10 protein-coding genes are annotated in these 13,203 nt (G+C 62.8%); 3 read left to right on the top strand and 7 right to left on the bottom strand.

Annotated elements, in window-relative coordinates; genetic code table 11:
• Positions 1-174: 174 nt before the first annotated feature.
• Positions 175-1,131 (bottom strand): LysR family transcriptional regulator, encoded by a 957-nt coding sequence (locus P3T23_RS18610; protein ID WP_429317623.1) that lies wholly within the window; start codon positions 1,129-1,131, stop codon positions 175-177.
• 157 nt (positions 1,132-1,288) lie between these two features.
• Here P3T23_RS18610 and purB point away from each other — a divergent pair, with 157 nt between their 5' ends.
• Complete coding sequence (purB, locus tag P3T23_RS18605) at positions 1,289-2,677, top strand: adenylosuccinate lyase (protein WP_429317622.1); 1,389 nt, start codon at positions 1,289-1,291, stop codon at positions 2,675-2,677.
• Between the two features lie 92 nt (positions 2,678-2,769).
• Here purB and P3T23_RS18600 read toward each other — a convergent pair whose 3' ends face one another.
• The gene (locus P3T23_RS18600) at positions 2,770-3,264 is read right to left on the bottom strand and encodes a gluconokinase (RefSeq protein WP_429317621.1); all 495 of its coding nucleotides are present in this window, start codon (positions 3,262-3,264) and stop codon (positions 2,770-2,772) included.
• A 10-nt stretch (positions 3,265-3,274) separates the two neighbouring features.
• On the bottom strand, positions 3,275-4,642 hold the full coding sequence (locus P3T23_RS18595) for a GntP family permease (RefSeq protein ID WP_429317620.1): 1,368 nt from the start codon (positions 4,640-4,642) through the stop codon (positions 3,275-3,277).
• A 745-nt stretch (positions 4,643-5,387) separates the two neighbouring features.
• On the opposite strand from P3T23_RS18595, the gene P3T23_RS18590 reads away from it, so the two are divergent.
• Entirely contained in the window at positions 5,388-7,121 is a 1,734-nt protein-coding gene (locus P3T23_RS18590) for a methyl-accepting chemotaxis protein (protein ID WP_429317619.1), read from the top strand.
• Between the two features lie 209 nt (positions 7,122-7,330).
• Here P3T23_RS18590 and eda read toward each other — a convergent pair whose 3' ends face one another.
• Together eda and edd are read right to left on the bottom strand one after the other, a co-directional pair.
• Positions 7,331-7,972, bottom strand: a complete 642-nt coding sequence (gene eda, locus P3T23_RS18585; protein WP_429317618.1) for a bifunctional 4-hydroxy-2-oxoglutarate aldolase/2-dehydro-3-deoxy-phosphogluconate aldolase — start codon at positions 7,970-7,972, stop codon at positions 7,331-7,333.
• 2 nt (positions 7,973-7,974) lie between these two features.
• A complete protein-coding gene (gene edd / locus P3T23_RS18580; protein WP_429317617.1) occupies positions 7,975-9,846 on the bottom strand; it encodes a phosphogluconate dehydratase in 1,872 nt (623 codons plus the stop codon).
• 295 nt (positions 9,847-10,141) lie between these two features.
• Here edd and P3T23_RS18575 point away from each other — a divergent pair, with 295 nt between their 5' ends.
• A complete protein-coding gene (locus P3T23_RS18575; protein ID WP_429317616.1) occupies positions 10,142-11,032 on the top strand; it encodes a MurR/RpiR family transcriptional regulator in 891 nt (296 codons plus the stop codon).
• Here the strand turns inward: P3T23_RS18575 and P3T23_RS18570 are convergent, their stop codons facing one another.
• Both P3T23_RS18570 and P3T23_RS18565 read right to left on the bottom strand, forming a co-directional pair.
• Positions 11,033-11,449 (bottom strand): CopD family protein, encoded by a 417-nt coding sequence (locus P3T23_RS18570; protein WP_429317615.1) that lies wholly within the window; start codon positions 11,447-11,449, stop codon positions 11,033-11,035.
• Between the two features lie 247 nt (positions 11,450-11,696).
• Positions 11,697-12,968: a glutamate-5-semialdehyde dehydrogenase gene (locus P3T23_RS18565; RefSeq protein ID WP_429317614.1), complete on the bottom strand. Its 1,272-nt coding sequence runs from the start codon at positions 12,966-12,968 to the stop codon at positions 11,697-11,699.
• Between the last annotated feature and the right edge of the window lie 235 nt (positions 12,969-13,203).

The raw sequence follows: 13,203 nt of genomic DNA, 5'->3' as shown, positions 1-13,203 counted from the left end.
GGCGTCGATCGGAATGACGCCATTGTCGAAAAACGCTCAGGCTAAATCCAATGCCGTTTGATCATCCCGTTATGTTTTTCTTGCATAACGTTTAAAAAACGAAAAAGTGTGTCGCATGGATGCGTGGTAGCCACCTGCAGGAAGCAGGCGCCTGGCCGGACGCAACGCGGCGACTTACTGCGATCCCTGCGCAAGCTCCGCTGTGACGATGTCCCACAGCTGCCGCACCAGCACCTGGCGAGGATCGTCGCCCTGCGCCGCGAGCTTGTCCCGGTACAGGCGAATCTCCATCGTCAGCGAGAACTGCCCCTGTGGGACGCCCCGCGATGCGCGATCGAGGCGGATCAGATGACCTTCCGCGACGGCGTCCTCGACCGCGCTATGCGGCAGGAAGGCAAGCCCGTGGCCAGCGAGCGCCATTGCTTTCAATCCTTCGGCCATGTCCGTTTCGTAGACACGATCAAGGTACAGGCGGGCCGGCGCATTCGCGATGATCACCTCGGTCATGCGCCCGAGGTACGCGTTCGGCGTGTACGACAGATAGGGCGCGGGGGCGTCGGGCGTGCCGGGTAGCGTGTGCCGGGGCCGCCCGGCGCGGCCCGGCGCCGAGAACGGACTGATTTCCTCGACGCCGAGCGTCAGCATGTCGTAGCGCGCCGGATCGAGCGCCACCGGATGACTCGGATGGTGATAACCCATCACCAGATCGCAGCCACCTTCCACCAGCGAAAGCACCGCATCGTGCACGTTCAGTGCGCGCAGCCGCGTGTGCACGGAGCCCAGCCTGGCCTCGATACGCTGCAACCACTTCGGAAAATATGTCAGCGACAAGGTATGCGGCACCGCGAATTCGATCGTCGCGGCGGGCGTCGCGGTGTGGCCGCGCAACAGCGTGCGCGCTTCGTGGAACTGCGACAGCATCGCGAGCGCCTGCTCGTAGAACACCTGTCCGGCGGAAGTCAGGCGCGTCGGATAGACCGAACGATCGATCAGTTCCGTGCCCAGCCACGCCTCGAGCGCCTGGATCCGGCGCGAAAAGGCGGGTTGCGTCACGTGCCGCAACTCAGCCGAGCGGCTGAAACTGCGGGTTTCCGCCAGCGAGACGAAGTCTTCGAGCCATTTCAGTTCCATGCGGACTCTGCCGGTGAGCGGCGAAAGAGGAAAAAGAACTCAGCATTCTAGCGGCGTAGCGTTGGGTCGTGCCCTTCGAAAGGCACCCCTGCGCGCCAGTGGTAAAATTCCGGGTTACTCCGCTTTCTGATCCTCACCTTCCGTCCCCGCCCCCATCATGTCCGACACCCGCCCCGACACCCTCTTCGCCCTGACCGCGCTCTCTCCGCTCGACGGCCGCTATGCCGCGAAAACCGAAGCGCTGCGCGACTGGCTCTCGGAAGCCGCCTTCATGCGCCATCGCGTGATGGTCGAAATTCATTGGCTGATCGCCCTGTCGCGCGCCGGTTTCGCCGAGGTGCCGCGTTTTTCCGATGCGTCGGAGCAGTTCCTGCTGCAACTCGTCGAGCGCTTCACCGCGCACGACGCGGCACGTATCAAGGACATCGAACGCGTCACGAACCATGACGTGAAGGCGGTCGAATACTGGCTCAAGGAATCGGTGAAGGGTCAGCCGGAACTCGAACGTGCGAGCGAATTCATCCATTTCGCCTGCACGTCTGAAGACATCAACAACACGTCGCACGGCCTGATGCTGGCCGGCGCGCGCGAACACGTGATCATTCCGGCGCTGCGCTCGGTGCACGCGCGCCTCGTCGCACTCGCCCACGCGCAGGCTGCGCAGCCGATGCTGTCGCGCACGCACGGCCAGCCGGCCAGCCCGACGACGCTCGGCAAGGAAATCGCCAACGTCGCGGCGCGCCTCGAACGCGCGATCGAACGCATCGCGAAGGTCGAACTGCTCGGCAAGATGAACGGTGCGGTCGGCAACTTCAACGCCCACCTTTCGGCGTATCCGGAATTCGACTGGGAAGCGTTCTCGCGCGAAGTGGTCCAACAGCGTCTGAAGCTCACGTTCAATCCGTACACGATCCAGATCGAACCGCACGACTATATGGCCGAGCTGTTCGATGCCGTGTCGCGCGCGAACACGATCCTGCTCGACCTCGACCGCGACGTGTGGGGCTACATCTCGGTCGGCTACTTCAAACAGCGGACGAAGGCCGGTGAAATCGGTTCGTCGACGATGCCGCACAAGGTCAACCCGATCGACTTCGAGAACTCGGAAGGCAACCTCGGCCTCGCCAACGCAACGCTGCGTCACCTCGCCGACAAGCTGCCGATCTCGCGCTGGCAGCGCGACCTGACGGACTCGACGGTGCTGCGCAACATCGGCGTCGCGTTCGGCTATTCGCTGCTCGCGTATGACTCGCTGATCCGCGGCCTCGACAAGCTCGAAGTGAACGCGCAGCGTCTGAACGAAGATCTCGACAACTGCTGGGAAGTGCTGGCTGAGCCGGTGCAAACCGTCATGCGCCGTTACGGCATCGAGAACCCCTACGAACAGCTGAAGGAACTGACGCGCGGCAAGGGCATTACCCGTGAAGGCCTGCAGGCTTTCATCAAAGGCCTCGCCATTCCGGCCGACGCGAAGGAGCGCCTGCTCGCGATGACCCCCGCCTCGTACGTCGGCAAGGCGGTGGAACTGGCGAAGCGGATCGCATAAAGCGCGGTTCTCCGCTTCATGCCGGAATAGAAAAGGCGCTCCGTGGAGCGCCTTTTTTTGCGTGCTGTGCTGCCCGAAGACACAGGCGTCAATCAACGCGCCTGAATCTGCTTCAGCACGTCATCGACGATTTCTTCCGGCGACAGTTCGATACTGACGGTGATCGCTTCGTCCGCAGCCGGCTCTTCGAGCGTGTCGAGCTGGCTTTGCAGGAGCGACGGATCGAAGAAATGCCCGGTGCGCGTCTGCAGCCGCTCATGCAGCACTTCGCGCGACCCTTTCAGGTAGACGAAGCACACATCCCTGTCGCCCGCGCGCAGGATGTCGCGATACGAACGCTTCAGCGATGAGCACGTAAACACCGCCGTGCGCCCGGCCTGCTGTTCTTTCTCGATCGCCGCGCGAATCGTTCGCAGCCACGGCCAGCGGTCCTCGTCTGTCAAGGGAATGCCGTGATGCATTTTTTCCTTGTTGGCTTCGCTGTGAAACGCGTCGCCATCGGTAAAGTCGCACTTCAGCTTCTCCGCCAGCATTTCGCCAATCAGCGTCTTGCCCGCGCCCGACACACCCATCGCTATCAGAATCATCAGATACTCCTTACAGGACCGCCGCCAGCGCGAAGGTCAAACCCAAGCCCATCACCGAAATGATCGTTTCGCACAGCGACCACGTCTTGAACGTCTGCACCACGGTCATGCCGAAATATTCCTTGATCAGCCAGAAGCCGCCGTCGTTCACGTGCGAGAAGATCAGCGAACCGGAGCCTGTCGCGAGCACCAGCAGTTCCGGCTTCACCTGCGTACCCGCCGCGGCTGCAATCGGCGCAACGATGCCGCAGGCCGTCGTCATGGCGACCGTCGCCGAACCCGTTGCGAGGCGGATCAGCGCAGCGACAAACCAGCCGAGCAGAAGCGGCGAAAGATGGGCCGCAGTCGCCGTATCGACGATCTGCTTCGAGATGCCGCTATCCAGCAGCACGCGGCCAAAGCCGCCGCCCGCACCGACGATCAGCGTGATGCCGGCGATCGGCGCCAGACACTCGCCGCAGAACTTCTGGATCTGCTCGCGATTGAAGCCGCGCTTCGCGCCGAAGGTCCAGAAGCTGACCAGCACCGAGATCAGCAGCGCGACGTCCGACGTGCCGACGAATCGCAGCAGGTCGTTCGGCAACGTCTTCGGTGCGAACAGCAGATCGGCCCAGCTGCCGATCAGCATCAGCAGCACCGGCAACAGAATCGTGAAGAGCGTGATGCCGAAGCTCGGAAGCTCGCGCTTCTTCTCGCCTTGTACCTCGCTCGAACCGATGAACTGCGCGGCAAGCGGGTTATTCTCCGGCAGCTGGATAGAGCGATGGATCAACAGCGCGAACAGCGGACCGGCGACAATCGCAGTCGGAACCCCGACGATCAGACCATACGCAATCGTCTTGCCGATATCCGCGTGATAGGCCTGCACCGCGAGCAATGCGGCCGGGTGCGGCGGAATCAGACCATGCACGACCGACAGCCCCGCGACCATCGGCAGCCCCACCAGCAGCAGCGATTTACCTGTGCGCTTCGCGACGTTGAACGCAATCGGAATCAGCAGCACGAAGCCGACTTCAAAAAATACCGGCAGGCCGACGATGATGGCGACAAACATCATCGCCCAGTGAATGTTCTTTTCGCCGAACCAGTTGATGAGGGTGGTGGCGACGCGCTCCGCGCCGCCTGATTCGGCCATCATCTTGCCGAGCATGGTCCCCAGACCCACGACGATCGCGATGTGACCGAGCGTATTGCCGTTGCCGGTTTCGAACGACTTGACGATCGTGTTCATCGGCATGCCGACGGCAAGGCCCAGCAGCAGCGAAACGATGATCAGAACGAGAAATGGATAAACCTTGAAACGCGTGATCATCAGGATCAGCGCCGCGATGGCGATCACCGCGTAAATCAGCAGCATGCTGCCGTGGACAGCTTCCATGAAGCTCCTCCTTGGTGTTATTCGAATGGATGCAACACGTGGCCGACATCCTGATTTGCGACCTTACTCGGTGCCGGTCGAGCCGGCCGTCCGCGCGGACGGCTGGATTTTACTGTCTGTTTTCGTTGTCCGTACTGGACTTTAGTAGATGACTCGCGTGACAGGGTGACCAGGACGCAAAAAAGAAGCCTCGCCGAGGCCGCCATGAAGGCCGGTTCAGCGAGGCTTCTTCGATGAAACCCGCGTCGACCCGTGGACTACTGCACGCGTAGGGTGCGGCGCGCCATCTGGTGCGCTGGTGTAGCGTTGCATTCCGTCTGGAACTTAGGCGGCTGTTCGCGCGAATGATCTTTTGCAGGATATCGCGAGCGTTCCTGGTCCAGATGAACGCCTTGGGATGGGTATTGTGGTGAGCGATGTATTCGTCGATTGCCTTGACCAACTCAGGAACGCTGGTGAATACGCCACGACGCAGGCGCCCGGTCGTGATATCGCGGCCATTGAGTCAAACCCTCAGCACTCCGGGCCAATGTCGGCGCTGATCGAGCACCGCCAAATAAATCGTCAGACAAAAAAGATTAAATTTCCCACAAACCTTTGCGTCACTCAAGAAACCTCATCGTCGGGTCGTTATATCACCTAGATGGCATTCACTGCCGCGGTCGACCGAGGTCGTCAGTTCTGAGAGAAAAGCCAGGCATTACCTTTCATTTTGTTTCACTCAGGGCGACCGGGGACGAAAAGTATGAATATCAAGCAGATGTCCGTTAGGGCAAAGCTGTACGGCGCATTTGCCAGCCTCACCACGGTTGTTCTGGTGGTGTCTGGCCTGTCGTTGAATGCGTTGAACAGCGCTAATGCCCATTTTTCCAGTTTCGTTTCCGGAATCAATGCCCGCGCACAGCTATCCCAGACTGTTCGCACGGCCGTAGACCGGCGTGCCATTGCGGCACGCAACATGGCGCTGGTGACGAAGCCGGAGGACTTCGCCGCCGAAAAGGCCGCCGAGGCCGAGGCGCAGCAGGACGTGGAGGCACGGCTTGCGAAACTGAACGCGATGATGGCGAGCAGTCCGGATGTCACTGATCAGGCCCGCAACCTCGTGCAGGAGATCAACCGGATCGAGGGCTTGTATGGTCCTGTCGCGCGGGCGATCGTGGAACTCGCCGTTGCCGGCAAACGCGACGAAGCCGTCGCAAAGATTAATAACGATTGCAGGCCGTTGCTGGCGGCGCTGATCAAAGCCACGAACGACTACCAGAGCTACACGCGGGATCGTGCCGATCTGCTGGTCCGGCAGTCATATGAACAGTACGAGGTGCAGCGCAATCTGCTGCTTGGAATCTGTCTGGCGGCGATTGTGCTGTCTGCTCTGGCCGGCACTCTGATCACCCGCGGCATTCTGCGCGCGCTCGGTGCGGAGCCTGCTGAGCTTGGCCGGGTGGCGCAGCGCGTCGCCGGCGGCGATCTGAGCAGCGTACCAGGGGCAACTTCGGCGCCTTCAGGCAGCGTGCTTGCTTCGATGGGACAGATGCAGGGAAGCCTCGTGGAACTGATTGGCCGGGTTCACAAAGCGGCCGACAGCATTGCCACCGGTTCGAGCCAGATTGCGTCGGGTAATGTCGATCTGTCTTCCCGCACAGAAGAGCAGGCGTCGTCACTTCAGGAAACGGCCTCCAGCATGGAGGAATTGACGTCGACCGTGAAGCAGAACGCGGAGAACGCTCAGCAGGCCAGGGCGCTGTCGGCCAACGCGTCGGACGTGGCCATGAAAGGCAATCATGTGGTCGGCCAGGTGGTCGAAACGATGGGCCAGATCACCGCAAGCTCGAGCCGTATCGCAGAGATCACGGGGATCATCGAAGGTATTGCGTTCCAGACCAACATCCTTGCACTGAATGCGGCCGTGGAAGCCGCTCGCGCCGGCGAGGAAGGCCGTGGGTTCGCTGTGGTCGCCAGCGAAGTGCGCAATCTTGCGCAGCGTTCGTCCAGCGCGGCGAAGGAGATCAAGGAACTGATCGCCCAATCGGTGAACCAGATCCAGGCTGGCTCTTCACTGGCGACCGAGGCGGGCGCGACGATGTCGGAAGTGACCCAGGCGGTCGCGCGCGTGACCGACATCATGGGCGAGATCGCAGCGGCGTCGACCGAACAGAGCCGCGGCATAGAGCAGGTCAATCAGGCGATCACGCAGATGGACACCGTGACCCAGCAGAACGCGGCGCTGGTCGAGGAAGCGACCGCGGCATCGAAGTCGCTCGAAGATCAGGGGCGGCACCTGACCGAAGCGGTTGCGCAGTTCCGGCTCGACCAGGCCACCCCGCTGCACCGGCGCGATACAGCTGCGGTCGCCACGCCAGCTGAAAATGGCACGCGTGCCGGCAATCGTGCAGGTGCGCGCGCCCCGTTGATGCGGACGCCGAAAGCAGCGCACGCTCCGTTGAGTGCCACGGGCAGCGATGGCTGGGATAGGTTCTAAATCAGATTCAGATTCAGATTCAGGGCCCACAAGGAGCGCCGTTTGGCCGAGCCAAACGGCCCGAACGAAGTCCCCTTGGGGGACAGGCGCTGCCTAACTAACGGCGCACTGCGAGCGGAAAAGCACGTTCGCAAGTCCGTTCGCCATTAGCGTGAACAGGCCCTGGATGACGCACAACCCTGCGCAAAGGCAGCGCGCGACGCGCCGCATCAATGTGCCGGCGCTGCCAGCTGGCTGGCCGCACGGGCGAGGCGCGTGATTTCGTCCCAGTTCTGCGCGGCGAGCGCCGCCTTCGGCGTAAGCCATGAACCGCCGACGCACACCACGTTCGGCAACGCGAGGAAATTCGGCGCCGTTTCGGCGGTAATGCCGCCCGTCGGGCAGAACTTCAGCGTCGGGAACGGCCCGCCGAACGCCTGCAGCATCGGCACGCCGCCGGCCTGCTGCGCCGGGAAAAACTTGACGATCTCGTAGCCGAGTTCCAGCGCGGCAATGATGTCGGTCGGCGTCATCACGCCGGGCAAGAGCGGCAGGCCCGCGTCCTGCGCGGCCTGGTGCATTTCCTTCGTCAGGCCCGGCGACACGCCGAACGTCGCGCCTGCCTTCTTCGCCAGCGCGCACTGCTCCGGCCTCGTTATCGTGCCGACGCCTACGACGATATCTTCCGCCAGCTGGCTCGCACGTTCGATCGCCTTCAGGCCCGCTTCGGTACGCAGCGTGATTTCGAGCACCTTGACGCCACCCGCATGCAGCGCACGCGACACGTTTTCGCCCTGCTCGACCGAATCGAACGCCAGCACCGGAATGACCGGGCCGAGGCGCACGATTTCGCTTACTGTCCTTGCTGTCATGTTCAGACTCCCTGTTTCTGCAACTCGTGGCTGGTGTGAATCTCGCCCACCATCGGGCCGAATACCGATGCGCCCTGCTCCGCGGGTGCTGCTGCCGCACGGAAGACGCCGAATAGCTCGCGGCCGAAGCCGAATTCGTTTTCCGCCTGATGCGCGGGTTGCGCGACCGTGCGCGCAGCCCACCCGGCTGCGTCGATCTCGATATCGAGCACACCGGCTTCCGCATCGATCACGATCATGTCGCCCGTCTGCACCTTGCCGATCGGGCCCTGCAACAGCGCTTCCGGCGAGATATGGATGACTGCCGGCACCTTGCCTGAAGCCCCCGACATACGTCCATCGGTAACCAGCGCAACGTGGAAACCCTGATCCTGCAACACGCCGAGGAGCGGCGTCAAACGATGCAGTTCAGGCATGCCGTTTGCGCGTGCCCCCTGGAAACGTACGACGGCAACGAAATCGCGCTTCAGCTCGCCGTTGTCGAACGCTTCCTGCACGGCTTCCTGCGAGTCGAATACGATCGCCGGCGCCTTCACCTTGCGATGCTGCGCCGCAACCGCCGAAATCTTGATGACCCCGCGGCCGAGCTTGCCCTGCATCAGGCGAAGGCCGCCATCAGGCTGGAACGGTTCCTTGATGCTGCGCAGCACGGCAGTGTCGTGGCTGTTCGCAGCGCCAGGCACCCACGTGAGCTTGCCGTCGATCAGCTTCGGCTCTTCGGTGTAGTGCGAGAGGCCCTTGCCGGCAACCGTATTCACGTCTTCGTGCAGCAGGCCGCCTTCGAGCATGTTGCGGATCAGGAACGCCATGCCACCGGCTGCGTGATAGTGATTCACGTCGGCCTTGCCGTTCGGATAGATCTTCGCGAGGAGCGGCACGGCTTGCGACAGCGTGTCGAAGTCGTCCCAGTCGATCACGATGCCGGCCGCGCGGGCGATCGCGACCAGATGCAGCGTATGGTTCGTCGAGCCGCCGGTCGCGAGCAGCGCGGCGACGCCGTTGACAATGGCTTTCTCGTCGATCACGTGGCCGATCGGCGTGTAGTTGCCGCGCTCCGCCGTCAGATCGAGCACGCGGCGCGCCGCCTGTGCCGTCAGCGCATCGCGCAGCGGCGTGTGCGGATGCACGAATGCCGAGCCAGGCAGATGCAGGCCCATCACTTCCATCAGCATCTGGTTGCTGTTTGCCGTGCCGTAGAACGTGCAGGTGCCGTGGCCGTGATACGCGGCAGCCTCGGCTTCGAGCAGGTCGTCGCGCTCGCACTGGCCGGTTGCGAAGCGCTGGCGGATCTTCGCCTTGTCGTCGTTCGACAGGCCGCTCGTCATCGGGCCGGCGGGCACGAAGATCGTCGGCAGATGGCCGAACTGCAGCGCGCCGATCAGCAAGCCCGGCACGATCTTGTCGCACACGCCCAGGCACAGCGCCGCGTCGAACATGTTGTGCGTGAGCGCCACCGCCGTGCTCATCGCGATCACTTCGCGCGAGAACAGCGACAGTTCCATACCCGGGTTGCCCTGTGTCACGCCATCGCACATGGCCGGCACGCCGCCCGCGAATTGCGCGACGCCGCCGTTCTCGCGCGCAGCGGCCTTGATGATGTCGGGGAAATTCTTGTACGGCGCATGAGCCGAGAGCATCTCGTTGTACGACGAGACGATGCCGATGTTCGGCTCGCGGATCGTCTTGATCGCCAGCTTTTCCTTGCCTTCGAGCCCGGCGAAGCCATGGGCGAGGTTCGCGCACGACAGCGCGCCGCGCGCCGGAAACCGGCCCTGCGCACGGTCGATGTGCGCCAGATAGGCCGCGCGGGTGGGCTTGCTGCGTTCGATCACGCGCTGCGTGACCTTGATGAGTTGCGGATGCGGGGAAACCATCGAAGCTCCTTCGTCGCTGGCAGGGCGAGCACGCGCGCGGCGCCAGATTTGATATCGCGGGGGACGGCCTTGGCAGCCGACATCGTGATATTAGTAGAAAAACTACACGACTGCAATGTCCAGAACCCCGCCTACTCATCCTGCTCGAATCTGGCTGGTAACGCCTCTACGCTGGCTTCCCGACCGTAAACACAAAAACCCAGGGAATATACCTACCGCGATCAATGTAGTTTTTGTACATTCCTGTACGATCGGATATAGTCCACGCATTCTTCAGCATAGTGCGAGTTTTCCGATGATGCTGTCCCAAATGGAAGCCATGCGCGACCAGCTGCGCCCTTCCGAGCGGAAGCTGGCCGATTACGTGATCGAGGCGCCGCGCGAGGTGCTCGATCTGTCAATGACCGAAGTGGCGGCACGCGCAGGGGTGAGCCAGCCGACGATCGCGCGCTTCTGTCACGCGCTCGGCTTTTCAGGCTTCCGGGAGTTCAAGATCCGGCTCGCCCAAGGCATCGCAGCCGAAGTCCCGGCTGTGTATCGCGACGTGCGCCCCGACGAACCCACGCCCGGCGTGGCGGCAAAAGTACTCGACCGGACGATCGGCGCGCTGATTCAGGTCCGCAACAACCTGTCGTCGGACAGCGTCGCGGCGGCGATTGCGTTGCTTGCCGGGGCGCGCCGCATCGAGTTCTATGGCGCGGGAGGTTCCGGCGTCGCGGCGCTCGACGTGCAACACAAATTTTTCCGCCTCGGGATGCCGAGCGTTGCCTATTCGGACCCGCACACGTTCCTGATGTCGGCCGCGCTACTGGGCAAGGGCGACGTGGTGGTCGCGATTTCGAACACCGGGCGCACGCGCGATATCGTCGAGGCGGCGAAATCGGCGCTCGCGGCGGGTGCACAGGTGATCGCGATCACGCATGGCAATTCGCCGCTCGCGCGCGTCGCCACCGTCGGGCTCTTTGCGAACGTGGATGAGGACACCGATATCTTTTCGCCGATGACCTCGCGCGTATCGCATCTCGCGATCGGCGACATTCTGGCGGTGGGCGTGGCGCTCAAGCTGGGGCCGGACCTTGTCGGCAAGCTGGCGCAGGCGAAGGATGTGCTGCGGCGCCGGCGGATTGAAGACGCGCCTGCGGGCGCGGGTGCGGAGAAAAAGGGAACGGGCGCGTTGAAGCGTTGATCAGAACGGCTTGATCACCACGAGCGCGACCGCGGCCAGCATGCCGAGCACCGGGAGTTCGTTGAACATCCGGTACCACTTGTCCGAGCGCCTGTTCTGACCACGCTCGAAGGTCTTGAGCAGCTTGCCGCAGTAAGCGTGATACACGATGAGCAGCAGCACCACGCCGACCTTCGCGTGAATCCAGCCCTGGCCCTGGCCGATGCCGACTCCGAGCCACAACCACAGACCGCATGCGAGCGCCGGCACGGCGATGAAGGTCATGAAGCGAAACAGCTTGCGCGCCATGATGAGCAGCCTGCTCACTGCGGCAGGCTCCGTTTCCATCGCCAGATTGACGAAGATGCGCGGCAGATAAAACAGTCCGGCAAACCAGGCAGCAATCAGAACAATGTGAAACGTCTTCACCCAGAGCATCGGCGGTCCTCGTGCGAATTGTTGATGTTGTTAGGGCCTGTTCACGCTAATAACGGGCTTGCGAACGTGCCTTTCCGCCCGCAGTGCAAGGAGGAAGGAGCGCCGTTTGGCCGAGCCAAACAAGCGATGCCCGACGCCGCAATGCGGGCGGAAAGGCACGTTCCCCTGATTAAAAAAACTTTCGCGGGGCTGGCCGCCAGAAGGGCCCGTTATTAGCGTGAACAGGCCCTAGCGTGACGCTTCGCGCTTATTGACGGCCTTCCCCGTGCCCCAGCACGACGTACTTCATCGACGTCAGTCCTTCCAGACCGACCGGCCCGCGCGCGTGCAGCTTGTCGTTCGAAATGCCGATTTCCGCGCCGAGGCCGAATTCGAAGCCGTCAGCGAAACGCGTCGATGCGTTGACCATCACGCTCGCCGAATCGACTTCGCGCAGGAAGCGCATGGCGCGGTCGTGGTCTTCGGTGACGATCGCGTCCGTGTGCGCTGAACTGTAGGTGTTGATGTGCTCGATCGCCATGTCGATGCCGTCCACCACCTTGATCGCCAGCACCGGCGCGAGATATTCGGTGCGCCAGTCTTCTTCGGTCGCATCGACGAGCGGGCCGACCCCTGCCGCTTCGAGCACCGCGCGCGCCGCCGGATCGACGCGCAATTCGACTTCCTTGCTGCGATACAGCTTGCCGAGCGGCGGCAGCACTGCATGCGCGACGCCACGCGCGACGAGCAGCGTTTCCATCGTGTTGCAGGTGCCGTACCGATGCGTCTTCGCGTTGTCGCAGACGGTGAGCGCCTTCGTCAGATCCGCGCGGTCGTCGACGTACACATGGCAGATGCCGTCGAGATGCTTGATCATCGGCACGCGCGCATCTTCCATCAGGCGCGCGATCAGGCTCTTGCCGCCCCGCGGCACGATCACGTCGACGTATTCGGTCATCGTGATCAACGCGCCAACCGCCGCGCGATCGCGCGTCTCGACAACCTGAACGGCGTCCTGCGGCAAACCGGCGGCTTCCAGCCCTTCGCCGATCAGCTTCGACAGTGCCGTATTGCATTCGAGTGCTTCCGAGCCGCCGCGCAGGATCGTCGCGTTGCCGGACTTCAGGCACAACGCGGCCGCATCGATCGTCACATTCGGACGCGATTCGTAGATGATGCCGATCACGCCGAGCGGCACGCGCATCTGCCCGACCTGGATGCCGCTCGGGCGGTACTTCAGGTTGCTGATCTCACCGATCGGATCCGGCAGCGCCGCGACCTGCCGCAGGCCTTCGACCATCGTCTTCAACGCCTTGTCGGACAGCGTCAAACGGTCGATAAAGGCTGCGTCGAGGCCTTTATCGCGCGCCCGTGCGACGTCGCGCGCGTTCGCTTCCTGGAGCGTCGCCGCGTCGCGTTCGATTGCGCGCGCGACCGCTTCGAGCGCGGCGTTCTTCGCCGCCGTCGAGGCTCGCGCCATCGCGCGCGATGCGTGACGCGCGCGGCGGCCGAGGTCGGTCATGTACTGGTCGATATCCATCTTGATTCTCGTGATGTCGCGCCTGATTCACGCGCGGCGGACAGGCAGGATTAGCGGAAGTAAGCGTCGATTGTAAGTCGGGTGCGGCGGCTTTGCTTGTCTGGGGCTTGGTCGCGTCGGCTCTGGTTCATTGCGAGCGGGCGGGGGCGTCAATACGACGATCTTTCCGGCACCGGCTAACGTGCTGCAAAACCGCCTTGCCTGGCGCACATAGCTTCGCCGCTTCAGGAACTAC

The organism is Paraburkholderia sp. GAS448 (assembly GCF_050435685.1).
In the GTDB taxonomy this organism is placed as follows: Bacteria; Pseudomonadota; Gammaproteobacteria; order Burkholderiales; family Burkholderiaceae; genus Paraburkholderia.
Note: the sequence above shows the minus strand (reverse complement) of the source record. Positions and strands in the feature narration are given on the sequence as shown.

Excerpts from the sequence above, each read along its gene's own strand:
- P3T23_RS18610 (WP_429317623.1), bottom strand. The coding sequence starts at position 1,131 with ATGGAACTGAAATGGCTCGAAGACTTCGTCTCGCTGGCGGAAACCCGC.
- purB (WP_429317622.1), top strand. The coding sequence starts at position 1,289 with ATGTCCGACACCCGCCCCGACACCCTCTTCGCCCTGACCGCGCTCTCT.
- P3T23_RS18600 (WP_429317621.1), bottom strand. The coding sequence starts at position 3,264 with ATGATTCTGATAGCGATGGGTGTGTCGGGCGCGGGCAAGACGCTGATT.
- P3T23_RS18595 (WP_429317620.1), bottom strand. The coding sequence starts at position 4,642 with ATGGAAGCTGTCCACGGCAGCATGCTGCTGATTTACGCGGTGATCGCC.
- P3T23_RS18590 (WP_429317619.1), top strand. The coding sequence starts at position 5,388 with ATGAATATCAAGCAGATGTCCGTTAGGGCAAAGCTGTACGGCGCATTT.
- eda (WP_429317618.1), bottom strand. The coding sequence starts at position 7,972 with ATGACAGCAAGGACAGTAAGCGAAATCGTGCGCCTCGGCCCGGTCATT.
- edd (WP_429317617.1), bottom strand. The coding sequence starts at position 9,846 with ATGGTTTCCCCGCATCCGCAACTCATCAAGGTCACGCAGCGCGTGATC.
- P3T23_RS18575 (WP_429317616.1), top strand. The coding sequence starts at position 10,142 with ATGATGCTGTCCCAAATGGAAGCCATGCGCGACCAGCTGCGCCCTTCC.
- P3T23_RS18570 (WP_429317615.1), bottom strand. The coding sequence starts at position 11,449 with ATGCTCTGGGTGAAGACGTTTCACATTGTTCTGATTGCTGCCTGGTTT.
- P3T23_RS18565 (WP_429317614.1), bottom strand. The coding sequence starts at position 12,968 with ATGGATATCGACCAGTACATGACCGACCTCGGCCGCCGCGCGCGTCAC.